The sequence below is a fragment of the Nocardia pseudobrasiliensis NBRC 108224 genome (genome assembly GCF_001613105.1).
Classification (GTDB): Bacteria; Actinomycetota; Actinomycetes; order Mycobacteriales; family Mycobacteriaceae; genus Nocardia; species Nocardia pseudobrasiliensis.
In genome coordinates this window covers 81,179-107,053 of sequence record NZ_BDBS01000018.1, presented here as the reverse complement: position 1 = coordinate 107,053, position 25,875 = coordinate 81,179, and the positions used below count along the sequence as shown (strand labels likewise).

Below are 25,875 nucleotides of genomic sequence, written 5' to 3'. Positions count from 1 at the left end.
CGACTACTCCTCGCTATGTCGCGGCGGATTCACCGAGATCTTGTCCGACGGAATGCTCGGCGCCCGGACCACGATGAGTTCGGCATCCGGACCGGTCGAAATGTCGGAGACGACGGATTCCGGCCAGATGACATAGAACTGACCGGCCCGGAGGGTATGTTCGACGCCGTCGATCGACAGCTTCAGCCAACCCCGCAGCAGGATGTTGATCTCGACGGTTTGCCGATGATAGTGGGCCTGTTCCGGATTCGGCGTCACATCGGGCAGCCGTTGCCACGCGACCTCGACGAGATCGCTCTCGAGTAGCGGCTCGTCCATGAACGCACCGAAGAACCAGCCTTTGCGTTGACGGAAGTCGTCCACCGTTCCGACGAAAGACATCTTCTTCTTGTCGTCCATCACGCACCTTTCCGCGTCGACAGTGATTCGCTGAGCCGAATACCCCACACCGCACTACGTAGTCCGTGGTTCACGAAGATGATCAACCGATCAGTGGAACACGCCCGTTCCATTTCGACGCGAAGACGAGCGTATTCATCCCATTATCATCGGGCGGCAAACCAATTGTCAACCGGCGCAATGTATTCGGTCAGCTGACAAGTTGCGCTTCGAACGCTATGCGATCACCGCGATACAGCGAGCGGACCCGCTCCACGGGCCGATCCTCGATATCGAGCGTGCGCCGATGCAGCAGGATCATCGGCAGCGCCGTCGTACATTCCAGCAGCGCGGCCTCGCGCGGCGAGGCCAGGACGGTCTGGATACGCTCGCGCGCGGAACCGAAATCCACCCCGGCCGCGCGCAGCGCCGCGTAGAGCGAGGTGGTGGGGTCATAGGTGTCGCGCAGCCGACCGAAACGATCCAGCGGCAGGAATGTGCTCTCCAGACCGATCTTCTCACCGTCGGCCAGCAGGATCCGCTCCAGATGCATGACCTGGGCGCCGGGTTCGAGATCGAGCGCGTCGGCGGTCTCGCTGTCCGCGGCCACATCCTCCCAGCCGACCAGCACGCGGCCGGGTTTGCGCCCCAGGCTCAGCGCCGCCTCGGTATAGGACCGCAGCGACAGCGGCTGCACCATCTTCGGGCGCGACACCACCGTACCCCGACCCTGACGGCGAATCCGCCCCTCCACCAACAGGTCTCGCAGGGCTTGGCGCACCGTCTCGCGCGCCACCTCGAATCGGCTCGCCAGCTCCCGCTCCGAGGGCACCGGATCGCCCTCGGCCAATTCGTCGATGATGCGCTCGATCTGTGTACGCACCCGATAGGCCTTCGGTAGCCGCGTCACCTCCATGCCGACAGCGTACCCGAGATTGGTCTATACCAATTGTTAACCCTGCGTTCGTGTATGACACACCCTACGGTCTAGACCATTGCCCATGATGCTGACCATGCGTTTGGTCATCATCGGCGGCGGCATCCTCGGCACCGCCCACGCCTTCGCCGCCATCGGTCGCGGTCACGAGGTCGTGCAGTTGGAGCGGGAGACCGAGGCCCGCGGCGCCACCGTCCGCAATTTCGGTCTGGTCTGGGTCTCCGGCCGCAGCGCGGCGGAATTGGCGATCACACTGCGCTCCCGAATGCTCTGGGAGGAGATCGGCGGCCGCGTTCCGGGCGTCGGGTTCCGACCGGCCGGATCGATCACCCTGGTGCGCACCGAGGCCGAACTGGCCGTCGCCGAGGCCGCCGCGGCCGGACCGACCGCCGCCGAACGCGGCTTCGAACTGCTCGATCCGGACCGCGTCCGCGCGCTCAACCCGGCCCTGCGCGGCAAATTCCTTGCGGGCCTGCACTGTTCGAACGACGCCGCGGTGGAGTCGCGCCAGGCCATGCCCGCGCTGCGCGCCCATATGGAGGCTACCGGCCGCTACAGCTTCTACGCCGGAGCCGAGGCCCGCACCGTCACCGGCACGGCCGTGATCGACGACCGCGGCCGCCGCTTCGAGGCCGATCTGGTGCTGGTGTGCCCGGGCGCGGCGCACACCGGCCTGACCCGAGAACTGGTGGGCGACATTCCCGTTCGCCGCGTGCGCCTGCAGATGATGCAGACCGCTCCCCTGGGCGAATCGCTCACCACCGCGGTCGCCGACGGCGACAGCTTCCGCTACTACCCCGGGTTCGCGGGCCCGGAACTCGAGCGGCTCAATCGCGAGGAGTCCCAAGCTTTCACCGCCGCGCGGCACAAGATGCAGCTGCTGTGCGTGCAGCGCCTGCACGGCGGGCTCACCATCGGCGACACCCACGAATACGACGAACCGTTCGCCTTCGATGTCGACGAGGCGCCCTATGAGCACCTCACCGCCGTGGCCGAGGAACTACTGGGCCGCAAACTGCCCACGGTCGTGCGCCGCTGGGCCGGGGTCTACAGCCAGAGCATCGATCCCACCGCGATCGTGACCCGCGCGCAGGCCGCCGACGACGTCTGGGTGATCACCGGCGCGGGCGGCCGCGGTATGACCCTCGGCCCCGCCCTCGGCGAGGAAACCGCCGACCTGCTGAACCTGTGAGAGGAAAGATCGTGTCCGACAAGCAGATCGAGCTGGCCGTACTGGATATGGCCGGAACCACCGTCGCCGACGGCGGCCTGGTGCTGCGCGCCTTCGACGCCGCCGCGACCGCCGCCGGACTGCCCGAGGGCGGACCCGACCGCGCGGCGGCCCGCACCTACGTCCTCGACACCATGGGCCAGTCCAAGATCACCGTTTTCCGCGCCCTGTTCGGCGACGAGGATCGCGCCCAACTGGCCAACCGCACCTTCGAGACCGCCTACGACGAATTCGCCGCCGAGGCCACCGCGATTCCCGGTGCGGCCGAGGCGATCACGGCGCTGCGCGCGGCCGGTATCAAGGTGGCGCTCACCACCGGCTTCAGCCGCACCACCCAGGACAAGCTGCTCGACGCCTTGGGCTGGCACGATATCGCCGATCTGACCCTGGCCCCGTCCCAGGCCGGCCGCGGCCGCCCGTATCCGGATCTCGTCCTGACCGCGCTGCTGCGCCTGAATATCGACGCCGTCGACCGCGTGGCCGTACTCGGCGACACCACCAGCGATATCGCGTCCGGTATCGCGGCGGGCGCGCGCGTCGTCGCCGGAACTTTGACCGGCGCGCACACCGAGGAACAGCTGCGCGCCGCGGGCGCCACCCACATCGTGGCCTCGGTCGCCGACTTCCCGAACCTGTTGACCTCCCTGTAACCCGTCCCTTCGATCCATCCTCCGCACCACACGAAAGTTGCTGTAATCGTGCGTATTCCGACCCTGCGCCTCGCACGCACCACGGTCGTCGTGGCCTCGGCCGTCGCCGTGGCCCTCACCGCCGCGGCCTGCGGCGGCACCGGCGCCACCTCCTCCGACGGCAAGACCGTCACCGTGTACTCCGCCGACGGCGTCGGCGACTGGTACAAGACCCAGTTCAAGAAGTTCAAGGAGCAGACCGGGATCGACGTGAACTACGTGGAGGCCGGTTCCGGCGAGGTCGTCAACCGGGTCGACAAGGAACAGTCGAATCCGCAGGCCGATATCGTCGTCACACTGCCGCCGTTCATCCAGAAGGCCAACAAGTCCGGGCTGCTGCAGGACAGCGGAGTGGACACCGGCGCGGTGGCCGCCACCGACAAGGACGCGGGCGGCAAGTACGTCACCCTGGCCGGAAACTACCTGTCCTTCATCGCGAATCCGTCGATCGACAGCTCCAAGCTCACCTGGGACGACCTGCTGAAGCCGGAATTCAAGGGCAAGATCCAGTACTCCACCCCGGGGCAGGCCGGTGACGGCACGGCCGTGTTGATCCTGTTGCAGCAGCTCTACGGCAAGCAGGGCGCGCTGGACTATCTGGGCAAGCTGCAGGCCAACAATGTCGGACCGTCCTCCTCGACCGGCAAGCTGCAGCCGAAGGTGGACAATGGCGAATTGCTCGTCGCCAACGGCGATGTGCAGATGAACCTGGCCAATATCAAGGAGAAGTCCTCCAAGTTCAGCGTCTTCTTCCCCACCACCGCCGACGGCAAGCGCAGCACCGTCGCCGTGCCCTACGTCATGGGCCTGGCCAAGGGCGCGCCGCACAGGGACGCGGCGAAGAAGCTGATGGAGTACCTGCTTTCGGCCGATGTGCAGAAGACCCTCGGTCCCGACGCCATGGCGGTGCCGGTGCGCACGGATCTGAAGGATGCCCCCGCGCCCGCGGGCGCCGTATCCCCGGCGGCCTATCTGAAGGACGTCACCGTGGTGAACCCGGACTGGAACAAGGTGCTCGACGAGCTGGACAGCGACGTCGCCGCCTACCAGAAGGCCACCGGAAGCTGATCGAAAACCCCAGGAGCGCAACCATGTCCGCACCGACGACCTCCGTCTCGGTCACCGGCGCCGCCGACGGCCAGACCGCGATCGTCTTCGATCGCGTCGGCGTCCGCTACGGCCGCGGCCGCAAGACCACCGTCGCGCTGACCGATTTCACCCTGCGCGTGGCCGCCGGCGAAACGGTTGCGCTACTGGGGCCCAGTGGTTCCGGTAAGTCGACCGCGCTCAAGGCGCTGGCCGGATTCGTCCGGCCCACCTCGGGCGCGGTGCGGCTGGCCGGACGCGACGTCACCGACCTGTCCCCCGCCAAGCGCGGTATCGGCGTGGTGGTCCAGTCCTACGCCCTGTTTCCCCATATGCGCGTGCGCGACAATGTCGCCTTCGGCCTGAAGGCACATCGCGTGCGGCGCGGCGAGATTCGCGACCGCGTCATCGAGGCGTTGGAGATGGTCGGCATGGCCGCCTACGCCGAGCGGCTGCCGCGGGAGCTGTCCGGCGGTCAGCAGCAGCGCGTCGCGATCGCCCGCGCCCTGGCCATCCGCCCCAAGGTGCTGCTGCTCGACGAGCCGCTCGCGGCCCTCGACGCCCAGCTGCGCCAGTCCATGCTCGCCGAACTGCAGCAGCTGCGAAAGGCTTTGCCCGACACCGCGATGCTGTACGTCACCCACGATCAATCCGAGGCGCTCGCGCTGGCCGATCGCATCGCGGTCATGCGCGACGCCCGCCTGGTCGACATCGATACCGCCGAGAACCTGTGGCGACGTCCGCCCAGCTCGTTCACCGCCGCCTTCCTCGGCGGCGCGAATCTGCTGCCGTGCAGGGTCGAACACGTCTCCGGCGCCATCGCCCTGGTCACCGTCGGCATCCGCACGCTGCGCGCCGAGGCCCCCACTCCCGGTATCGGCCAACTGGATTGGACTCCCGGTGTGGAGGGTCTGCTCTGCGTACGCCCCCATACGATCCGCATCGGCACTACCAGCGACCGCGAGGCCATCCCCGCGACGGTGCTCGCCTCGGTCTGGCGGGGTTCGTCGACCCGCCTGCGACTCGATGTCAACGGTCTGCCCACCGAACTGACCGTCGACGTCCCGGGCCATGCGGACACCGCGGTCGGCGCGGTCGTCGGCGTGCGATTCCCTGACACCGCGGGGGTTTTGATCCCGGCCGCCGTCGGGGAGGGATCATGATCCGCAACCCGAGCGTCCAGCCCACGTCGGGCACGGCTGCCAGGCGATCGACCGATCCGGCTCCTCGGCGCACGCCGGGTCCACACATCGAATACGCGACCAACCTCTCCCGGCATCTGTTCGATCCGCCATCCACGCGGACCTGCGACGGATCGTTCAGGCAGGCAACCGATTCGGTCCGCAGCAGAGGTGGTCGAGTATGAGCGTGACGGCGGTTCTCGAACCGGCGCTGACCGAGCCTCCGGAACGGCCTGCCGCACAGCGCAACTGGCGGCCGATCCTCTGGTCGCTGCCGCCGCTCGCGGTGGTGGCGTTGATCGCGGTCTATCCGATCATCCGGGTGCTGGGCGAGTCGGCGCGGACTCGGCCGGGGCACGGGTCGGTATGGGGCGAGGTGCTCGGGTCGCGGGCGTTCCGGGATGCGTTGTGGCGCACGGTGTCCATCGCGGTGTGCTCGACGGCCGGCTGTCTGGCGCTCGGGACCTTCATCGCGGTGGTACTGGCCTTCGTGCCGTTTCCCGGGTCGGGGGTGATGGGGCGGTTGATCGATACCGTGCTGACGCTGCCGTCGTTTCTGATCACCCTCGCCTTCACCTTCCTCTACGGCACGGCGGGCGCGGTGAACGCGCTCATCGCGCGGATCAGTGGAAATCACTCCCCCGCAGTGGATTTCCTCACCACGCCGACCGGTGTGATCCTGGCCGAGGTCACATACTTCACACCGTTCGTGGTCCGGCCGCTGCTGGCCGCCTTCGCGCAGTTGCCGCGCGAGCAGTTGGATGTGGCGGCGAGTCTGGGCGCGTCGCCCTGGCGGGTGCTGCGGCAGGTGGTACTGCCGGAGGCGTGGCCCACGCTGGCGGCGGGCGGCAGCCTGGTATTGCTGTTGACGCTCAACGAATTCGGCATCGTGCTGTTCACCGGCGCAAAGGGCGTGATCACCCTGCCCGCGCTGATCTATACCCGCGGCATCGTCACCTTCGACCTACCGGGCGCGGCGGTGCTCGCGTCGGTACAGGTGCTGTTGTCGCTGACCCTGTATGTGTCCTATCGGCTGATCTTCGCCTGGTTCACCAGGATTCGGAAGGAGGGCTGAGTCGTGCTGGTGTGGACCCGACGCGGCCGCGCGCTGGTGTTGGCCGTCTTCGCACTGATCGTGCTGATCGTATTCGCCGCGCCGATCGCGACGGTGATCGCCGCGGCGCTGGCCGGGCACTGGACCGGCCCGCTGCCCTCGGATCTAGGCTTCGCCAATTTCGGGCGCGCGCTCTCCGGCGACGAGGCCGCGAGCCTGTCGGTGAGCCTGCAGACCGCCCTACTGGCCGGAGCGGTCGCGCTGATTCTCGGCACCTGGGCGGCCCTGGCCGCGCGGGAGGCGCCGGACTGGTGGCGTCGCATCACCGACGCGATATTCCACCTACCCGTCGCGGTCCCATCGGTGGCGATCGGCCTGGGCGTCCTGATCGCGTTCAACGAACGCCCGCTACTACTGGGCGGCACCAAATGGATTGTGATCGTGGCCCATTCGGTCCTGGTCCTCGCCTACGCCTTCAGCTCGGTCTCCGCGGCCCTCGACCGCCTGGACCCCGCCTACCGCCAGGCCGCCGAATCCCTGGGCGCCGGCCCGGCCCGAGTCCTGTTCCGCATCACCCTGCCCCTACTGCTCCCCGCCCTGGGCGCGGCCGCGGGCCTATCCATCGCCCTCTCCATGGGAGAACTCGGCGCAACTATCATGGTCTACCCCGCAACCTGGAAAACCCTGCCGATCACCATCTTCGGCGCAACCGACAGAGGCGAGGTATTCGACGCCGCAGCCAGCACAACAGTCCTGGTCGCAGTCACCCTTGTGGCCCTACTACTCCTGGGCCGCATCCGCAGCAGAGCCGCACTGAGATAACAACTCCGGCCGACCGTAAACACCTGCGCCCAACCGACATTCAAAACCTCGCGGCAGAACCCGACCATGCCACGATTCCCACGCCTGACCGGGCCACGATTCCGCACCCGTCCACGCCACAATTTCCCGTGCCTGACCGGCCCACGATTTCCGGCTCCCGACCAGACCACGATTCCCGCGCCCAACCAGACCACGATTCTCACGCTCAACCGGGTCATGCCCGACCGGATCGCGTTTTCCTTGTTCCGGTCGGGCGGGATTCCTTACCCCCGGCGCACATTCGGTCGGGGAAGAACGAGCGTGCCGCGCCAGTCGACCGCGCGGCACGCCGGGCGGGGCGCCCCGTTGCGCCCGCCGTCTTGGCGGGCAACGTCATGGCTCGAGCGCGCCATCGATGGGATGGCACCTCGCTCGGGCGACGTCTCCGCTCGAGCAATGATCACTGCTCGGGTAAACGGCGGCGGCCTCCGGCCACGTCGATTACGAGATCAGTGTAACCGTCGACCAGTTCGGCCAGGTGATACCAGTGTTTATGGGTGTTGTCGCTGCGCGGACCGTGCCGGTCGATCGCCTGATTGGCGTCCACCCAGCTCCGGGCCATGCGATCAACGACCGCCCCCAGGCTCTCGGTGTGCAGCGATGCCCCGTTTCTGTGCTGAGGCATCTCCTGCTCCACCCAATCATTGATGTCGTCAACGAGTTCACCGCGCCGGCAATCGATCTCGGCGACCATGATCGGGTCGCGCACCTGCACACGGCGAGCATGCAGTTCGGCGAGCGCCCGGGCCGAGCGCAACAGCGCTCGATCCTCGAATCGACGACCTTGAAACGCGCACAGCAACTGCGGAGCAGTCGGCAGCACGCCGGCTATCGACATGGTGGTCATCGCCGCTCCCCGCACGCACCCGACTGCAACACTAATCGCACCAACATGATTGGTCTCCGGGATTCAGATGTACCGGTCTACGGATCGGTGGTTCACAACTAAGCGTAGCTGGGATCATGCTCTTACAAATGCAAGAACGCAAGATTGCGACCGCATATTCTGGCGTCAATATGCACTTACACCCGCAAGCACACGGTCAAAGGCCCGCCGACCCCCTACCGAAAATACGACCCCGGCGTGTCGACCGACCAAACCGTTCCGTTTGCTATAAGGCTGCTATACAACCGACCGCCCGGTTCTATTGATTGACCGAGCGGCCAGCGATCCCTCAATTACCCTGCATACGAAGCAATCCCGTCCGCCACGGGACTCAGAGTTGATACCCCTCGATATCGCCGACGGCATTGGCCTCCCCGCCCGCGGCGCTGAATGCGGTGAGCGCCTCGACCAGTCCGGTCCGGTCACGGGCGGGCATGCGCTCGACCACGGCCGCGATCTCCGATCGACGTCGCACGATGACCGCATCGACAACGGCTCGGCCGCGCGGAGTCAGCGCGATGATCAACTCCCGCCGCGATTCCGGATTCGGTCGGCGATCGACCAACCCGACCCCGACCAACCGATCGACCATGCGCGTGGCGGTGGACGGCTGGACGTCGAGCATATGCGCGAGGTTCACGATCTTGGACGGGCCGCGGGTCGACAGAATCATCAGCGTTCGGAACTGTGGCACCGTGATGGATTCGTCGACGTGGGCGATAGATCGAACCGACAGAGCGACCAGCAGTCGTGACGCGGTCAGCAGCGCATCGGTGATCTCGTCCACGGATTCCTCGACCGCCCCGTCCTTGTGACCCATTGCAACCTCCTCGAGCGAGCCGATCGATAATTTGTATCCTGCCGTCCCGCCGCTCAACCGACCGCCACCGCTCAGACCGCGCGTTCCCGACCCACCTCGCCGCATCGAGCCACCAAAGAAACCGAAGCGTCGGTATCTGAGAACCCGCAGCCATCAGTACGGCCACCACCGCCAACGACGTCGCGAATACCCCGATCGACAGGTCCAACGCGAACATATCGCTGGTGAACGATCGTAAGAACACCGAGCAGCACGATTACCGCGACCGCTATTGCCTGCATCGGCCTTCGACGCAGGTTGCGGCGAATCTTGCGGCCCAGCAACCTATTCCGATGCGCGTTCACCGAGATCACCAGTGCACCGAGGCGGCCTCGGACAGTGCGGCATTGGCGCCGTCGGCCACGACGCCCTGTCGCGCATGCGGATCACCCGGTCGGCGATCGAGCGACAGCTTCGTTGTGGCTCACCATCACCACGCCGCGACCGTCACGGGCGGTGCTTTGCAGTAGGGCGAGCACCTCCCGCCCGGTCGCCACATCGAGCGCGCCGGTCGGCTCGTCGACCAGCAGCAGATCCGGATCGGTGGCCAGCGCGAGCGATCAACACTCGCTGCTGCTGTCCACCGGACAGCTGCGCGCCGGGAAATGGTCTGCGCGATCGGACAATCCGACCGCGTTCGGCAGCCCGCCCACCCGCTCCCGATCATCGCGCCAGGCCCGCAATCAATTTGGAGAACTGAAAGACGAAACCCGCTCGCATACGGCGGAATTCGTTCAGGCCACGCGGGTGACGGCCCGAGATGCCCTCCCCCGCACCAATGATCGACCCGTGATTCACCGATTCGATCCCACCGATCACATTGCGCAGGGTGGTCTTACCGGAACCGCTGGCGCCCAATACGGCCACCAGCTCGCCGGTTCAATCTCGAGCTCGACCCCGCGCAGCGCCCGCGCCGCGGCGTCACCGGCCCCATAAGTCTTGTGCACGTCCCGCAGCCGAACCCCATCACGCCGTCCTGGCCGTATCCGGCCGCTCCTCTCGGCCCACCGGCGTCGGGACGAAGGTCTACGGATTCACCGGCGAGCACCTGCGGACACAGGCAACAAATCAGTGCCCTGGGCAATAGTTGCTCCTCGCACAGGTTTTGGGATCAGCTCAGCAGACCGAACGGCATCACCAGGGCCAGACTGAGGCCCAAACCCGCGATCGCCGCCTGTCCGGCGGCGTCGATGAGGGTGGTCACGACCGCGGCGAGGACGGGCCCGGACCGGCCATTCGTCGTGCCGGAGACCGTATTCGCCGAACGAAAGCGAGGCAGCGTATTCACAGTCATGCCGTCGCTCTACCCGTTCATTTTGTTATCACACTCGCACGACGGAATATCGAAACTACATTCTCCGGACTATCCAGACAAAGCGGTGGAACAATAGGCCGGTTCGGCATGCAGACTTTCCGTCCGCGCCTCCCCGACGGACACCAGCCCGACCCGATAGGCCAGTGCAATCGCCTGCCCACGGTCCTGCACACCCAATTTCGCGAGCAGATGGGATATATGCGATTTGACGGTGGCCCGGCTGCGCCGCAAGGTGTGTGCGACCTCGGCGGTACTCAAACCCAGTGCGATCAAACGCAATACCTCACGCTCGCGAGCGGTCAGCAGTTCGATCCCGCGGCTGAGCGTCGGATCGATGGCCGGAATGCGGGCTCCCAATTGGTCGAGCACATATCCGGCCGCCGAGGGCGCGATATACGCATTGCCCGCCACGACCTCACGCACCGCGCGAACCAACTGTCGTCGCGCGTCCGAGCGCAGTACGATGCCCCGCGCGCCGATCCGCACCACATGGTCCAGTTCGGCGACCGACTCGCACATCGCGACAACCGGCAGTTCGGAGAACGACGAACGCAGCGCGCCCTCACCCTCACTCACCACCACGTTCGGCGTATGCCGCCGAATCAACGCGCCCATGTTGCCGCCCGAAACCGCCTCTGCGACAACGGAAATATCCGGCTCGGCCTCGAGAATCGAGACCACACCCGCGCGCACCAACTCATTGCTTTCAGACAAGAGCACACGGCAATGCCGCCCACTCGTGCGGACCCCAGGCACCGTCGGCACCTCCTTCTGCCCCTGCTCAGCCGGCCCCCCAACCGTCGATGTCCACACTGTACAGCCGGACAAATCGAAAACACATCGGTTCAGCTCAACGAGCGAATTATGCGCTCGCACAAGGGAAATAGAGGCTTCGTCAAGCCCCAGGAAGCTCCGGCAGGGAAATTACTGCTTCCCCGCCAGCAGGGCATGGCGCAGATCGTCAACGGCCTTGTGCAGGGTGTCGGTGTGGTCGCGCAGCGACAGCTCACTGAGCGTCGTGCGGTGGGCCCGATACCATGCCGACCGATCGTGCCGCCCCGGCATGCACGCGCGCGGCTGCGGGGCCGTCAGCGTATCGGAGACACATCCGCGCACCGCGTCCACGTAATAGTCGACCACCCGCTGAACCGCCGCTCGAGCCATCGCCGGATCCGACTGAGTTTCGCGGGCCACCAACCGAACCGAGGCGGGAACCAGATAGCGACCCAACTCGAGCGATTCCAGCAGCCCCGCATCGACCAGCCGTTCGGCGATCAGATGTGCGGCGGCGGGCGCGGAGTCCAGCAACATCACCAGATCCATCTCGGTCACCAGCGGCAGATCGAGAGCGCCCAGCAGTTCCAACGCCCGCAACCCCGCCGCGTCGTTACCGCGCGCCAACCGGGCGCGGCAGGCCGCGAGCCGATCACGCAGGCTCATCTCACCGTGCGTGAGCAGGTCCAGCCGGGCATGCGCATCGGCGAGACGCTCGGCGAAATCGGCCAGCTTCCAATCGGGTCGGGCACTGAGCTTGCCCGCGGCGATCCGCAGCGCCAGCGGCGTGTGCTCACACAATCGGGCCAGCCGTGCCGCCGCCGCGCGATCGGCGTCGACCCGCTCGTCACCGACCAGCCGACCGAGCAGTTCGAGCGCACCGACCTCCGGCAGCCGACCCACCAGCAGATGGCTGCGACTGTCCACCGCCCCGACCGCGGCGCAACCGGTGAGCAGAATCGACCATCCGGCTGGAACGGCCGACAGCAGCGGACCCACCTGTCGCATATTCATCACATCGTCGAGCACCAAAAGCACTCGCCGATCGGATAATTCCTGCGGCCAGCGCGGCAGCGCCTGATCATGACCGACCAGAACCGAGGCCGCCACGACCCCGAACGCCTCGCACACCTGATGCATCGCCTCGATCGGACGCAGCGGCGCCGAGGTGGTTCCGCGCATATCGACGAAGACCTGACCGTCATCGAAACGGTCGGCCACCGCATGCGCCGCAGTGAGCGCCAGCGCGGTCTTGCCGACCCCGGCCACCCCGTGCACCGACACCACGGCATCGTCTTCGACCAGCTGTTCGGTCAGCCGCTGCAATTCGGTATCGCGGGCGACGAGGATCCGCGGCGCGGGCGGCAGGCCGTGCGGCGTCGCGATCGGACCCGCCGGTACAGCCTGGGACGCAATATCTTTCGTCGACGACCTCGCCACGGTGGTCAGCAGCGACGGATCCTCCAGCAGAATGCGCTGCTGCAATTCACGCAGCGGCTTACTCGGATCGACACCGAGTTCGTCGACCAGCAACCCGCGCAGATCCCGGAAGACCCCGAGCGCCTCCGCCTGCTGTCCGCAGCGATATAGCGCGGTCATCAGCAATCCGTGCAGGCGCTCGCGCAACGGCTGTTGGGAGACGAGCAATTTCAGTTCGGGCAGCACTTCCTCGTGGCGGCCGAGATCGAGTTCGACGCCGCAGCGGGCCTCGGTCACGGCGAGCCGCGTCTCCTCCAGCCGAGACTGCTCGGCCATGATCGAATTCGTGGCCGCGACATCGGCGAGCGCGTTGCCGCGCCAGACCTCGAGCGCGCGAATGAACGAATCCAGCGCTCCGGTAAGGTCATTCGCCGCGCGGCGCGCCCGCCCCTCCGCGACCAGTGTCTGGTAGACGTGCAGATCGATCGCACCGGGCGGCACATTGAGCTGATAGCCCCCGGGGGTGGTCACGAGTTGTGTGCCGCTCTCGTCTCCGATCGCGGCGCGCAACCGCCACATACATCCGGCCAGCAGGCCGCTATTGCGCGCCTGCGGCCGATCCGGCCACAGCTCCGAATACAGTTGCTGCGCGGACACACTGCGATTGGCGTGGAGCAGCAGCGTCGCCAGTAGGGTGCGCTGTTTGGTCGCGCTGATCGAAACCCAACCGTCAGGTCCCAGGTACTCCACGGGACCGAGGATCCTGAATATGATCGGCGACTGCCCCGACCCCGACGATGTCGTCACCGAATCTCCCCTCTCACCTAGTTGAAGTGACAATCGCATATTCGCGCTCCCGTGGTAACTGCCAACCGAATGTGCGTCTCCTCCACTTCTGGTGGAGGAGACGCACCGTCATCTCATCCGGAAGTGGAACTGCGGACCGGAACGGCCACGTCGGCGAAGCGTTCGATCGCCGCGGCGACCGTTGCGACCGCCGGTGCTCGCAACACCGAATAGTGTTCGGCGTCAACGCGTTCCACCTCCGGCGCGGTGACGAACCGACCCGTCCAGCCTGCGGTGTGCTCATCGGTCACGGCCGCGGCGAGCATCGTCGCGGGCACATCGAGTACCCGATCGGATACGAACGCCGACAGGGCGCGATAGTGCCGGTCGAAGGTGTGCCAGCGCTCGGCCAGCGTCGCCGTCGGCACCTCGTGTCCGGCGGCGCGCAACCGCGCCGACAGCACCACCAGTGTGTCCTCCGCGGTAGCGTCCGCACCGGCCGCGTCGACCACCGGCGAACCGTCCAGTCGCACACCGAGAGCCAGGCAGATCGTCGCCGCGAAGTCGGCGAGGCGCTGCCCCTCCGGCTCGGCCTCGAGATCGAACCCGACCGGCGGAATCGTGTCGATCAGCACCACACCGGGCGCCGAATCTCCGTATCCCGCAGCGACCTCGTAGGCAACCTGTCCACCCATGGACCAGCCCGCGAGCAGATCCGGCCGCAGTCCCTCGCCGTCCAGATCCGCGCGATATCGCACGGCCATATCCACGACGCTTGACAGTGGCTCCCGCTCCTGAGACACCGTGATCCGCCAGTCCGCGGGCAATGCGTCCACCAGTGCGCGGTAATCCTGCACGGCCCCACCGGATCCGGTGAACAGATGCAAATGGCGACCCGTACCCGAGCGCAGCGACACCACCGTGCTCTGCCGATCGGCGTCGGCCTCCGACCGCGGACCGTCCAACTGCGTCAGAATCGCCCGCGGCGTTGGATCGGCCAGCCAGGTCGCGAGATCCAGCTGCGCACCGGTCGCCTCGACGAGCGCGGCGACGAATTCCACCGCATTGAGCGAATGGCCACCACTTTCGAAGAAGTTGTCGTCCACGGACGCCGGCGGATACCCGAGCAGATCCGCCCATGCGTCGCGCACGGTCTGCTCGGCCTCGTCCACCGCCGCCACACCGGATTCGACCGATCGGTCCGGCCGCACGCCGACGTGGTGATCGGCCTGTGCTGATACCGATTTCGTGCGCACCCGCACATCCTGGATCTTGCGCTCGGGCTCGTTCGCGAGGACGAGCACGTCGTCGAGATCCTGCAGCAGTCGCAGTACCGTGTCCCGGTCGTAGCGGGCGGTGCTGTACTCCACCTCGGCGATGAGGCCGCCGCCCTCGGTATCCCAGTAGGCGATCGCGATATCGGTGCGGGCCGCGACATTCGGGCTCGGCAGCAACGTCAGGGCGATCTCACCGAGCTTCAAACCACCGCCGATCGGACCCAGGTAGTTCAGCACCACGGGCACGATGTCGCCGAGTCCGGCGCGGGCCGAATCGGTGAGTTCGGAGAACACCACCGGATACGGAACGCCCTGATGGGCCAGCATCTGCCAGAGGGACTGGCGCGCACGACCGGTCACCTCGCCGAGGGTGTCCTGTTCGGAGACGGTCGCCCGCAGCGCGCACAGATTGACCGTATAGCCGACCAGCTTCTGATCCCGCACGCTCATCCGGTTCGCGGCCACCGCGCCGACCACCACATCGGAGGTGTCGCCGGAGCGGGCGAGCACCACTTGCAGCGCGGCGAGCACCACCGCGAACGAGGTCGTGGAGATCGACTTCGCCAGGGCGGCGACACCGTTCACCGCCTCGTCGCTGAAGGTATGCCGCAGGATCGCCCCGACGCCACCGGCGCCCGCATAGCGCGGTCGATCCCCGGCCACCGTGGTCGCCACCACGCCGTCGAGGGTCTTGCGCCAGTGGTCGATACCCTTCTGCCACTTGCCCGCCCGCCGCACCTCGCCCTGCTCCCGCGCGAAGTCGCACCAGGACGGCGCCTCGGCCTCGAACTCCGGCGTCCGCCCGGCCGAGGCCATGGCGTAGGCCTCGGCCAGATCGGTGAACAGCAGCTGGATCGCCCAACCGTCGAGCGCGATGTGATGCACGGTCAGGATGAGCTCGTAGCGCTCACCCACCCGGACCACCGCGAGCCGCCCCAAGGGCGCCCGAGCCAGATCGAACGGCTCCCGGTGCAGCTCCTCGGCAATGGCCAGCAGTAGCGCATCGGTATCGGCCGATCCCGGATCGTCGACCTCGATCAGTCGTACCGGCGATGGCACCGTCGAGGCGACGGCGGCCCCGAGTCCGCCATCGCGCAGCCCGAACGACAGCCGCATCGCCTCGTGCCGGTCGATCACGGCCGGCCAGGCCGCCCGCAGCGCCGAGATATCCGGCGCCGCAGCACATGCCAGCCGCCAGGTGACGTTGTATACCGACCCGTCACGGACGCGCTGGCACAGCCACCACATCGCCTCCTGCAGCGCGGTAGGTTCGACCGCGATCGGCTCCTCGCTCATGACGCCGCCGCTTCCGCGGTGCCCAGCTCCCGGGCGAGTTGCGCGGACAGGCCGCGGCGGTCCACCTTGTTGAGTCCGGTCAACGGAATCGTGTCGCGGCGATGGAATTTGCGCGGATGCATATAGCCCGGCAGCCGCGTGAGCAACTGGTTGAATTCGGCGATGGTCACCTCACCGCCGGTGTAGACCGCATGCAGATCGATCTCCCCCTCCCCATCGGGCACGGTGACCACGACGGCATCCTCGATCGCTGGATGCCGGCGCAGCGCCGACTCGATCTCCCCGAGTTCGAGCCGGTTTCCGCGCACCTTGACCATGCCGTCCATCCGGCCCAGATGCACCATTTCCCCGTGCTCGATCCGGCACCGGTCGCCCGTGCGGTAGTAGTGCGCGTCGGTCACCGGACCGTCGCCGTCGTAGATGCTGCCGCGGCCGGACTCCACCAGAACGAATCGGCCGAAATTCTCCGCAGGATCAAGATACCCCGGAAAACGTTGCGGCCCACGGACACACAGCTCGCCGTCGTCCGACACGCGGAGATCGTCGTCGATCAGCACCCATTCGAGATGTGGATACGGGTAGCCGATCGGCACCGAACGGTTGGAGGTCTCCACCCAGTCCGCGCGATTCGACGGCACCAGATACCCGGTCATGATGATCGTGGTCTCGGTAGGTCCGTAGCAGTTGTTCAGCACGGCCTTCGGTGCGGCCGCCGCCCAGGCTTCGGCCTGTTCGATATTCATGGCGTCGCCGCCGAACATGCCGCGCTCGAGGGTCGGCATACAGCCCGGCTGCAGGGCGCGCAGGCGACGGGCGAAGGAGATGGCCGAGGGGACCGACATCCAGTGCGTGAGCCGCTTTTCGTTGATGAACTTGACCGGGGTGAAAATGTCGGCGTGCTGGCAGACGCACAGCGTGCCGCCCGCGCCCCACGCGCCCCAGCTCTCGATGACTACGCCGTCGAAGAACATCTCGAAGGTCTGTGACACACGGGACTTCGGGCCGAGCGCGAATCGCGTCAGGATATCGCTGAGGAACGCGTCGACGCTGAGGTGCATCGTGGGCACGCCCTTGGGCTTACCGGTGGTGCCGCTGGTGAAGGTGATGTAGGCCAGATCCTTCGGACCGGGCTTGCCCTGTTCGGGAATCTCGGCAGTCGGATCCGGATCGAACAGCCCGCGCCAGTTGTCCCCGGTCATATCCAGCACCCGCACACCGGACTTCTCCCGGTATTCGGTGAGGCCCTCACCCGAGGTGTTGTCGATGAGGGTGAGATCGATACTCGCCTCGAGGGTGATATCGGCATTGCGTACCGCGGGTGCGGCGGGATTGAGCGGCACACCGATCGCCCCGAGCCGTTGCACGGCTAGATAGCCGACGTAGCTGACGATATCGCGCGAGGTGAGCAGGCCGACCGTGCGCGGCCGCCCACCCGCCGCCTCGACTATCCGAGCCGACATCCATTCGGCCGCCGCGCGCAGCTGCCGATAGGTCATCGAGACGTCTTTGACCTCGATCGCGATGGTGTCCGGATAGGCGTCGGCACTGTCGGAAAACCATTCGTACAGGGTTCGCATGGGTTCATCCCTCCGTTGACTGTTGTTGCTCACCACATGCGGCGGCATTGCGCCCGCGCTACTCATTCGGCTCTCCCCAGAAAGCCGTCGATCGCCGAAACAAGTTGCGGCAGATGGGCGGGTTCGAAGACTTCGTAGTGATCGGCGTCGAGGGTTCCGGTGGTCAGATCCTCGGCCAGTTCCTTCCAGCGGCGGACAGCGGCGGCCGTCGCCTCGGTGTCCCACGGCGTGCACATCTGCAACAGCACCCGGCCGCGGTAGTGATATTCGGTGCGGTAGTCGCGCAACGCCCGAACCTGAGCGTCGAAGATGCGCAGCACCCGATCGACCAGATCCGGTTTGGCCAGCGGCCCCAGCTGCGCCAGAATCCGGCTCTGCACCTCGTGATCCTCGGCGGCGGTGGCTCGCCTCGGCAGCGGCGAGCTGTCCACGATCACCACCTCCGGTGCGGGACCGTCGGCGGCGAGCAGATTGCTCAGCTCCCAGGCGATGATTCCGCCGAAGGACCATCCGAAAACGAGTTCGGGCTGAATATCGCCGTTGCCGAGCGCATCCCGTGCGGCCGCGGCCATCTCGGGGACGGTCTCTTCCGGCAGTTCGCCGGGCAGCATGCCGGTCGGCACCACCCCGTACACGTTGTGGCTCTTGCCGAAATGGCGTGCCAATCGCAGATAGGGCGAGAGGCCGCCGCCCGAGCCGGGCAGCATGACGCACGCCGGTCGCCGACCACGGCGGACCAGTGTGACCAGGCTGCCCGGATTGACCGCGGTCATGCCGGTACCTGTTCCCGGACCAGTTCGGCCAGCGCGGCGATCGTGGGATCCCGGAAGAAGTCCGGCACCTCGACCGTCACGCCGTAGCGCTCCTCGATCTGCGCGAAGGCGGTGAACACATTGAGCGAATGCGCACCGTATTCCAGCAGCGACCGGTCCCGCTCGAGGCGCTCGACCTCGAGGATGCCCGCCCACACCGCGGCCAGTTCCCGCTCCAGATCGTCGGTGAATTCGGGCGCCGGCGCGTCCTGGGCGATGGCGGGTGCCAGCGAATCCATAAGTGCGACAAGGGCGGTGCGATCGGTCTTACCCGACCGTGAGGTCGGCACGGTATCGATGTCGAAGATCTTCGTCGGCACCTGATACGCGGGCAGCGTCCTGGCCAGCGCGGAACGGACCGTGGCGTGATCGGACGGCGCGGTGCCGTCCCCGCGGAGGAACAGCACCAGCTCTCGTTCGGCGCCGGTACCGTGCGCCACCGCGACCGCCTGGGCCACGCCCTTCACTCGGGTCGCCACGGCCTCGATCTCGCCGAGTTCGACACGGTGACCGCGGATCTTGAGCTGAGTGTCCTTGCGGCCCAGGAAGGTCAGCGTGCCGCCGGTATCCCGGACGACCTGGTCGCCGGTCCGGTACATTCGGCCCGATTCGGCGAAACGATCCGTCAGGAAGCCCGCCGCGGTGCGCTCCGGATCGTCGAGATATCCGTCCGCCGGGACACAGCCACCGATGTAGAGCTCACCCGGAACGCCCACGGGCGCAAGATGCCCGGTCGTATCGACCACGTAGGCGGCCACCCCGGGCATCGGCGTCCCGATCGGCACATGCACCGGCCACGGCCCGTCGGAGCCCTGCAGCATGTGCACGGTCACGGCGTTGGTTTCCGTCGGTCCGTACAGATTGATCAGCTTGCACCGCTCGTGCTCGACGAAGAATTCACGAATCTCGTCGTCCACCAGCAACTGTTCGCCGGATACGCACAGGTGGGTCAGCGCCGGAAAGCTCAGTCCCTCGGCCCGAGCCGCCTGTACGAACGGCCGCAGCGCGGCCACCGGCAGGAACAGGTGGGTGATCGCGGTTTCGGCGACCCGGCGTACCAGCGCCGGGAAATCCCGCCGGTCGACCGGCTGCCGCGACACCACGGTGCCACCGGTCATCAGGGTCGGGATGATCTCCTGGAACGATACGTCGAAACCCAGTGGGGCGTACTGGAAGAACCGGGTCTCCGGACCGTGGTCGAGTGCGGTCAGCTGCCAGGCCGCCAGATTCAGCAGCGGCTGCTGTCCCATCAGCACGCCCTTGGGCACCCCGGTCGAGCCGGAGGTGAACATCAGGTAGGCGGCCGCGCTCGGATCCCCGTTCAGCCCTTCGATTCTCGCCGGGCCGCACAGTTCCGCACACCGGATGGTGCGCACCCCTGGCGCGTCCACCCCGTCGCCGATGACGATCTTGCAGCCCGACCGGCCCAGCATTCCGGCCAGCCGCTCGGCGGGCAGGCTCAGATCCACCGGCAGGAAGGTGGCGCCGCAGCGCAGGATGGCCAGCATCGCGACCAAGGTGCTGACCAGTGTCTCGGTGGCGATGGCGACGACATCCTGTGCGGCCGTGCCGTGTTCGATCAGGCCCGCGGCCACCTGCTCGGACGCGGTGATCAATTCGGCGTAGGTCAGCTGTTTGCCGGGTTCCTCGACCGCGATCGCATCCGGCGTGCGCCGGGCGGCCCGGTCGATCAGCTCGGTCAGCGTGTCACCGGGCAGCTGCCACGGCGGTGTCGGAAGGCTTTGTGCCAGAGACGCATCGGTGAACAGCTCCGACAGCGGCGTCGAGCCGTCCGACAGGGTGCGCACCAGCGCGGTGCGCAGCGAGTCGAGAACCGCCTCGGCAACCTCGGGCCGGATCAGCTCGGTGTCGTACTCCAGCTCGAGCAGCCAGCTGCCGTCGACCGGGGTGGCGCCGAGCCACAAGTCGAATTTGGCCGTGCCGTTGCCCGGTTCGCTCACCCCGAGGATCGGCCCGTCCTCGGTGTTCACGTAGGTGTCCTGCATGGCGAGCATGCAGGAGAACAGCGGATTGCGATTGCTGGTGCGGTCCTGCCCGACCTCGGCCACCAGCTGATTGAAGGAGATGTCCAGATTCGAGCGGCAGTAGTCGACCGCCTCGCGCACGGTCCGGCCGATATGCTCGTCGACCGATCGCGTCCAGTCGACATCGACTGTGACAGGAAGTGTCTGGACGAAGAAGCCGACCAGATCGAAGGATTTCACCGTGCGCCGCGCCGCGAACGGGCTGCCCACCAGAACTCGATCGACCCCACCGTGCCGGGCCACCGTCGCCCCGTAGATGGCGGTGAACAAGACGAACGGACTCACCGACAGGCGCTTGCACAGTGCGGTGACCGCGGTGGTCTGCTCCTCGGTCAGTCGCCATTCCACCCGGGCGCCACGGAAATTCGTCTCCGAGGGCCGATCCGGACGCGGGTCGAGGACCAGCGGCGGGACATCGGTGACCTCCTTGGCCCACACCTTGGCACGATCGCTCGCCACGGCCGCGCGCGTGGCGCGGTCCTGGGAGGCAAGCTCTTTGACGTACGCCCTCTCCCGCTCGGCCTGTTTGGCGGCAATCGCCTCGGTGTCGAACTTGCCGGAGATCGCGTCCTGCAGATCGCGGATGATCGGCCCCATCGAGATGCCGTCACCCACGATGTGATGGCCGCACAGCAGTACGGCGGAGGCGCTGCGGTCCTCGGCGCGCACATGACCGAACCGATAGGCCGGCCCGATCTGCAGGTCGAAGCTTTCATTGCCCATGCGCCGCACGAGCTCCCAGACGCCGTCCTCGAAATCCTCCGCGCCGGTGTCGACCACCTCGAGCGGGAAGGATTCCGGATCGGGCGTCGGGGCGAACAGCGCGTGGAATTCGGGTTTGGTGCGAAACACCTGGCGCAACGCCGGCTGAATGGCGACCAGGGTGCGAATCGCGTCGGCCACAACCGAATCGGGCAGATTCGGATCGATATCGAATCGCATCAGCTGGTTGTAGATCTCCGGCGTCGGCACCCAGCCGTCGACGACCAGCAGACCCTTTTGCGAATCGGTGATCGTCAGGACGTCGGAATTCAGCGCGGTCATGATTCCTGCGCTCCCGCCGCGGCGGCCGCGAGTTCCCGCAGCCACACTTTCAGATCACCGATGTTGTGAATGTCGACCAGACGGGTCGCGTCGATTTCGGCGTCCTCATCGGCTGCCGCTTCCACCGCGAGCCTGATGAGTGACAACGATTCCAGCCCGGCGTCGGCCAGAGAAGTGGAATCGTCGAATTCCGCCGTGGCATGTCGAGCGATGGCGACATCGAGGTCCAATGTGTCCGCCACGGTCCCCCTGCTTTCGTCGATGGTGTCCATGAAACTGCTTCTTTCACATAGTTCTCGAGGCGGATGTGCGCTCGATGTGCTCGCAATTGCGCGCCGCTGTGGCCGGAGCGGCAGGCCTTGTGAGCAGGGCTTCTGCCGCGTTCGGCGGATCGGCTAGGCGGGGGTCAACGCCCGGGGCTGGGCCAGCCGGCGGACCGCGGTCACGCTCGGATCGACCAGGAAGTCGGGGCGATGGACGTGGCGCGGCGAGTTCGTCACCGCGTTGTAGGTGATGTACAGGATGGTGCGGCGATCGCTCGAGGTGTTGCGCGCCGAGGAGTGCACGATGTTGGGGTGGAAGGCCGATATGGTTCCGGCCGGGCCCGTGAGCTTGTGCAATGTGTGCCGCTGGCTGAGCTCCTCGACCTCCTGATCGCCGACGGTGTAGGTCAGATCGGCCGAGACGTGGTCGCGCCAGTCACGGCCGGTGGACGCGTCGTGGCTGGGCGACGGGATGAGCCCGAGCAGATGCGAGCCCGCGAGCACCTGCAGCGGACCGTTCCAGTCGAAGACATCGTCGAGGTTGATGGCAATGTTCATCGCGCGGTCGGCGGGCATGCCGTCCTCGATGCTCCAGAACGCGAAATCCTGGTGCCACGGCCATTTCTCGCCGTCGTAGGAGTTCTTGATGTTCACCTTGAACTGGTAGACATAGGCCGGATCGCCGAGTACCGCCTCGGCCAGATCGACGAACAGCGGTAGGCGCACCAGATCCGCGCACACATCGTCGAATCGGTGACATCCGTGCAGTGCGCGGACCGTTTTACCGTCCTTTTCGTAGACGACCTCCGGGCGGCTCATTTGCGAGATTTCGGAGATACTCTCACGCACCTTCGCGAGCATGTCGTCACTGAGCCGCTGCGGCAGAACGCAGAAGCCCTGTGTTTCGTATTGCTGCTTGGCATCGATCAGCATCGTCTGCCCCTTCTATTTCTGAGAGATCGAAAGCGCGCCGAGTGGAATGGATCGCGGTGACATGCGCCTTCGGGATACAGGTTTCCAAGCCAGGATGTGTTCTCGATGTTCGAGCGATACACCCATGCTGTTACGAGCGCGCGACCTCATGTTTTTCCGCTGTCCCGGGCACAGGTGCATATTCCGTATTCGCTTGCGACACGGCATCCTTGAATGCAATGGGCCCGCCGCGTCGGCGGGCGACATCGAAATCGATTAGGGGATAAGACGATGACGGAACCCCAAGAGGCGACGGCGCCACCGACCGAGACCCGCACCGAGTCGCCGATCGGGCGCAACACGGTCGTACTGGTCTCGTTCACCGCGGTGACCAATCTCGCGGACGGCGTGACCAAGGTGGCGCTCCCGCTGATCGCGACGACGCTGACCAAGTCACCCGCGCTGGTGTCCTTCGTGCTGCTCACCTTGACGCTGCCGTGGCTGTTCGCCGCGATGCACGTGGGCGTCCTGGTCGATCGCGCCGACCGGCGGCGGCTGCTGGGGCTGGCCAACACGATGCGAATCGTGGTGGTGGCCGGACTGTTCGCGGCCGTACTGGCCGATGTGATCAACCTGCCGATGCTCTACGGGGGCGGCCTCGTACTAGGTGTCGCGGAGGTGATCGCGCTGACCTCGGCCGGTGCGCTCATACCCGATGCCGTCGCACCGGCCGGACGTGAACGCGCCAATCAGTGGCTCACCGGCGCCGAAACCGTCTGCAACGAATTCGCCGGTCCGTTCCTGGGCGGTCTGCTGGTCGCCGCGGGCACCGCGATCGCACTGGGCTCCACGGTCGTCGCGTATGTCCTGTCGGTGGCCATCCTGCTGTTCCTGGTCGGCACCTTCCGCGTGGCCCGCACCGAGGATCAGCCGAAGGTCACGGTGCACGAGCAGATCGCCGAGGGTTTGAAATTCCTGCTGCGCCACCGCTTGTTGCGCACATTCAGCATCGTGGTGTCGGTGCTGTGCGCCTGCTGGGGCGCCTGGTTCGGCCTCATGCCGCTGGTCGCGACGAGCGGAATGGGTTTGAGCGCAAGCTATTACGGCGCCATGGTCAGCGCGCTCGGCGTCGGCGGCGTCTTCGGCACCGTGATCGTCGGGGCGAGCAACCGGCTGTTCGGACGGCGGCGGGTGATGTTCAGCAACATCATCCTGACCCTCGCGATGACCGCCGCGCCCGCGCTCACCACCAATGTCTGGATCGTGGGGGCCGCGGCGTTCCTGGGCGGTATGGGCGGCACGCTGTGGACGGTCAACTCCCGCACCATCGGTCAGCGACTGGTGACCCAGGAGATGATGGGCCGCTACAGCGCCGCCAACCGCCTGTTCGGCTGGGGCTCGATCCCGCTGGGCTCGGCGGTGGCGGGTCTGCTCGCCCAGTGGTTCGATCCGAAACTGGCCTTCGGCGTTTTCGCCATCGCGACCCTGGCCCTGATCCCGCTGTTCCTGCGCGTGTACACCAGCGCGGTCGAAACCGAAGTCGAAGCGAAAGTCTGAGGGACGACACATGTCCACACCCACCACAGTCGAGTCGCTCGACGAGGTTCTCACCCGGTCCGCGACGAATTCACCCGATGCCGTGGCGCTGTCCGATACGACCCGGAGCCTGACCTACGAACAACTGCGCTCGCGTACCGCGGCGGTCGCGACCCAGCTGACCGAACGCGGCGTGCGCAAGGGCGATCTGGTCGGCCTCCTGGTGGAGCGGACCGTGGACGTCGTGGTCGGCATGTTGGCCGTACTCCGTTGCGGCGCGGCGTATGTGCCGATCGATCCGACCTATCCGGTCGAACGGCAGAACTACATCCTGCGCGACGCCGGAATCGGCTTCGTGGTCGGCTCCGCTGCCGCGCTCGCGCGCACCGAGCTGCCCACCGCGGTGCGGGTCCACGACCTCGACACTCCGACGGATCCGGGCGCCCCGGTCGCCGATCCAGCCGCGGTGGGTCCGGGCGATCCGGCCTATGTGATCTACACGTCCGGATCGACCGGTGCGCCCAAGGGCTGTGTGGTGACCCACGGCAATGTGCTGAGTCTGCTCGACAACGCGCTGCCGCTGTTCTCCGTCGGTCCAGAGGACTGCTGGTCGATCTTCCATTCGTTCAGCTTCGATGTCTCGGTCTGGGAGCTGTGGGCCCCGCTGTCCATCGGGGCCAAGACGGTGGTCGTGCCGCACGAGGCGACCCAGGTGCCCGCGGCGTTCGTGCGCGTGTTGGTCGAGGAGGGGGTGACGGTGCTGTCCCAGGTGCCGTCCATCTTCCGACAGTTCACCAGCCTCAACCGGTATCCGGCGGAACAGTTGCGTTACATCGTCTTCGCCGGGGAGGGCATCGATCTCACCAGCGTCGGGAAGTTCTGGGCGCAGTGCGACGGGCACCGCCCGGCCGTGATCAATATGTACGGGCCCACCGAGACCACGGTGTACGCGACGTTCCGGCACATCACCGAGGCAGATCTCACCGGCGCGGTGCACTCGCCGATCGGTGTCGCGCTCCCGCATCTGACCATCGAGTTGCGCGCGCAGGAACCGCCGCATCGACCGGTGCCCGACGGGGAGATCGGCGAAATGTGGGTCACCGGTCCGGGAGTGGCTTGCGGCTATCTGAATCGCGCGGAGTTGACCGCGCAGCGCTTCGTCATGGACGAGGCGTCGGGCACTCGCAGGCGCTACTACCGGTCCGGTGATCTGGCTCGCCGTCAACCCGACGGGGGGCTGGAGTATCTGGGCCGCAACGATCAGCAGATCAAGTTGCGGGGATATCGCATCGAGCTCGGCGAGATCGAGGCCGTACTGCGCGTCCAGCCCGGCGTGCGGGATGCCGCGCTGTGTGTGGTTGCCCGGCGAACCGGATCGAATCTGCTGACGGCCTGCGTGGTCGCCGAGGACGAGGGCGAGGAGCAGGGCAGCCGGATCGAGGCACTGCGCGCGGTGCTGACGGCGCGGCTGCCGAAATATATGCTGCCCGACCGCTATGTCCATCTCACGTCCCTGCCGCTTACCCTGTCGGGCAAACTCGACCGGAACAGGCTGACGGAGCTGGCGACCGAGGCCGTGGCGAACAGATCCGCCCGCACCAGGTAAATCATGTCCCCCTGACACCTTTGGGACCCAACGGGTTTCGCGAATCGCCCG

At 66.6% G+C, this 25,875-nt stretch carries 22 protein-coding genes; 8 read left to right on the top strand and 14 right to left on the bottom strand.

The genetic code is table 11. The annotated features are described in order from the left end of the window. Positions 1-3: 3 nt before the first annotated feature. Both NP4_RS16090 and NP4_RS16085 read right to left on the bottom strand, forming a co-directional pair. Entirely contained in the window at positions 4-399 is a 396-nt protein-coding gene (locus tag NP4_RS16090) for a cupin domain-containing protein (protein ID WP_067998451.1), read from the bottom strand. Positions 400-589: 190 nt separating this feature from the next. Beyond that, a complete protein-coding gene (locus tag NP4_RS16085) occupies positions 590-1,294 on the bottom strand; it encodes a GntR family transcriptional regulator (protein WP_067998450.1) in 705 nt (234 codons plus the stop codon). 97 nt (positions 1,295-1,391) lie between these two features. Here NP4_RS16085 and NP4_RS16080 point away from each other — a divergent pair, with 97 nt between their 5' ends. The 6 genes from NP4_RS16080 (at position 1,392) to NP4_RS16055 (ending at position 7,378) form a co-directional block, all read left to right on the top strand. Beyond that, positions 1,392-2,507, top strand: coding sequence for a TIGR03364 family FAD-dependent oxidoreductase (locus NP4_RS16080; protein ID WP_067998603.1), 1,116 nt, complete (start codon positions 1,392-1,394; stop codon positions 2,505-2,507). A gap of 47 nt (positions 2,508-2,554) precedes the next feature. After that, the gene (locus tag NP4_RS16075; protein ID WP_067998600.1) at positions 2,555-3,196 is read left to right on the top strand and encodes a phosphonatase-like hydrolase; all 642 of its coding nucleotides are present in this window, start codon (positions 2,555-2,557) and stop codon (positions 3,194-3,196) included. Positions 3,197-3,244: 48 nt separating this feature from the next. Beyond that, entirely contained in the window at positions 3,245-4,303 is a 1,059-nt protein-coding gene (locus NP4_RS16070; protein ID WP_114755737.1) for a 2-aminoethylphosphonate ABC transporter substrate-binding protein, read from the top strand. Positions 4,304-4,326: 23 nt separating this feature from the next. Then, on the top strand, positions 4,327-5,484 hold the full coding sequence (locus tag NP4_RS16065) for an ABC transporter ATP-binding protein (RefSeq protein ID WP_067998448.1): 1,158 nt from the start codon (positions 4,327-4,329) through the stop codon (positions 5,482-5,484). A gap of 199 nt (positions 5,485-5,683) precedes the next feature. Then, positions 5,684-6,577, top strand: coding sequence for a 2-aminoethylphosphonate ABC transporter permease subunit (locus NP4_RS16060; protein WP_174556135.1), 894 nt, complete (start codon positions 5,684-5,686; stop codon positions 6,575-6,577). 3 nt (positions 6,578-6,580) lie between these two features. Then, positions 6,581-7,378: an ABC transporter permease gene (locus tag NP4_RS16055; RefSeq protein ID WP_067998446.1), complete on the top strand. Its 798-nt coding sequence runs from the start codon at positions 6,581-6,583 to the stop codon at positions 7,376-7,378. Positions 7,379-7,817: 439 nt separating this feature from the next. Here NP4_RS16055 and NP4_RS16050 read toward each other — a convergent pair whose 3' ends face one another. From NP4_RS16050 to NP4_RS15995, 12 genes are all read right to left on the bottom strand, one after another. Further along, entirely contained in the window at positions 7,818-8,177 is a 360-nt protein-coding gene (locus NP4_RS16050) for a DUF4254 domain-containing protein (RefSeq protein ID WP_062510387.1), read from the bottom strand. A gap of 457 nt (positions 8,178-8,634) precedes the next feature. Continuing rightward, positions 8,635-9,123, bottom strand: a complete 489-nt coding sequence (locus NP4_RS16045) for a MarR family winged helix-turn-helix transcriptional regulator (RefSeq protein ID WP_067998445.1) — start codon at positions 9,121-9,123, stop codon at positions 8,635-8,637. Between the two features lie 702 nt (positions 9,124-9,825). Beyond that, positions 9,826-10,029 carry an ATP-binding cassette domain-containing protein gene (locus NP4_RS42620; RefSeq protein WP_245998079.1) on the bottom strand — a complete coding sequence of 68 codons (204 nt, stop codon included), beginning with the start codon at positions 10,027-10,029 and terminating at the stop codon, positions 9,826-9,828. A 244-nt stretch (positions 10,030-10,273) separates the two neighbouring features. Further along, positions 10,274-10,456: a hypothetical protein gene (locus tag NP4_RS16035; RefSeq protein ID WP_067998443.1), complete on the bottom strand. Its 183-nt coding sequence runs from the start codon at positions 10,454-10,456 to the stop codon at positions 10,274-10,276. Between the two features lie 69 nt (positions 10,457-10,525). Next, positions 10,526-11,191 carry a response regulator transcription factor gene (locus NP4_RS16030; protein WP_147287994.1) on the bottom strand — a complete coding sequence of 222 codons (666 nt, stop codon included), beginning with the start codon at positions 11,189-11,191 and terminating at the stop codon, positions 10,526-10,528. A 210-nt stretch (positions 11,192-11,401) separates the two neighbouring features. Beyond that, complete coding sequence (locus tag NP4_RS16025; RefSeq protein WP_067998441.1) at positions 11,402-13,420, bottom strand: AfsR/SARP family transcriptional regulator; 2,019 nt, start codon at positions 13,418-13,420, stop codon at positions 11,402-11,404. A gap of 170 nt (positions 13,421-13,590) precedes the next feature. Then, positions 13,591-16,029 (bottom strand): condensation domain-containing protein, encoded by a 2,439-nt coding sequence (locus NP4_RS16020; RefSeq protein WP_067998439.1) that lies wholly within the window; start codon positions 16,027-16,029, stop codon positions 13,591-13,593. Continuing rightward, on the bottom strand, positions 16,026-17,606 hold the full coding sequence (locus NP4_RS16015; RefSeq protein WP_067998437.1) for an AMP-binding protein: 1,581 nt from the start codon (positions 17,604-17,606) through the stop codon (positions 16,026-16,028). Before NP4_RS16015 ends, NP4_RS16020 begins: the two co-directional genes overlap by 4 nt. 62 nt (positions 17,607-17,668) lie before the next feature. Then, positions 17,669-18,379: a thioesterase II family protein gene (locus NP4_RS16010; RefSeq protein ID WP_067998435.1), complete on the bottom strand. Its 711-nt coding sequence runs from the start codon at positions 18,377-18,379 to the stop codon at positions 17,669-17,671. Continuing rightward, positions 18,376-21,507 carry a non-ribosomal peptide synthetase gene (locus NP4_RS16005; RefSeq protein ID WP_067998433.1) on the bottom strand — a complete coding sequence of 1,044 codons (3,132 nt, stop codon included), beginning with the start codon at positions 21,505-21,507 and terminating at the stop codon, positions 18,376-18,378. Before NP4_RS16005 ends, NP4_RS16010 begins: the two co-directional genes overlap by 4 nt. Further along, a complete protein-coding gene (locus NP4_RS16000; RefSeq protein ID WP_062510324.1) occupies positions 21,504-21,779 on the bottom strand; it encodes a phosphopantetheine-binding protein in 276 nt (91 codons plus the stop codon). The genes NP4_RS16005 and NP4_RS16000 overlap by 4 nt, the downstream gene beginning before the upstream one ends. Positions 21,780-21,902: 123 nt before the next feature. Continuing rightward, positions 21,903-22,703: a phytanoyl-CoA dioxygenase family protein gene (locus tag NP4_RS15995; protein WP_067998431.1), complete on the bottom strand. Its 801-nt coding sequence runs from the start codon at positions 22,701-22,703 to the stop codon at positions 21,903-21,905. Between the two features lie 270 nt (positions 22,704-22,973). Here NP4_RS15995 and NP4_RS15990 point away from each other — a divergent pair, with 270 nt between their 5' ends. Then, the gene (locus NP4_RS15990; RefSeq protein ID WP_067998429.1) at positions 22,974-24,239 is read left to right on the top strand and encodes an MFS transporter; all 1,266 of its coding nucleotides are present in this window, start codon (positions 22,974-22,976) and stop codon (positions 24,237-24,239) included. 10 nt (positions 24,240-24,249) lie between these two features. After that, positions 24,250-25,824 carry an amino acid adenylation domain-containing protein gene (locus NP4_RS15985; RefSeq protein ID WP_067998426.1) on the top strand — a complete coding sequence of 525 codons (1,575 nt, stop codon included), beginning with the start codon at positions 24,250-24,252 and terminating at the stop codon, positions 25,822-25,824. Positions 25,825-25,875: the final 51 nt, after the last annotated feature.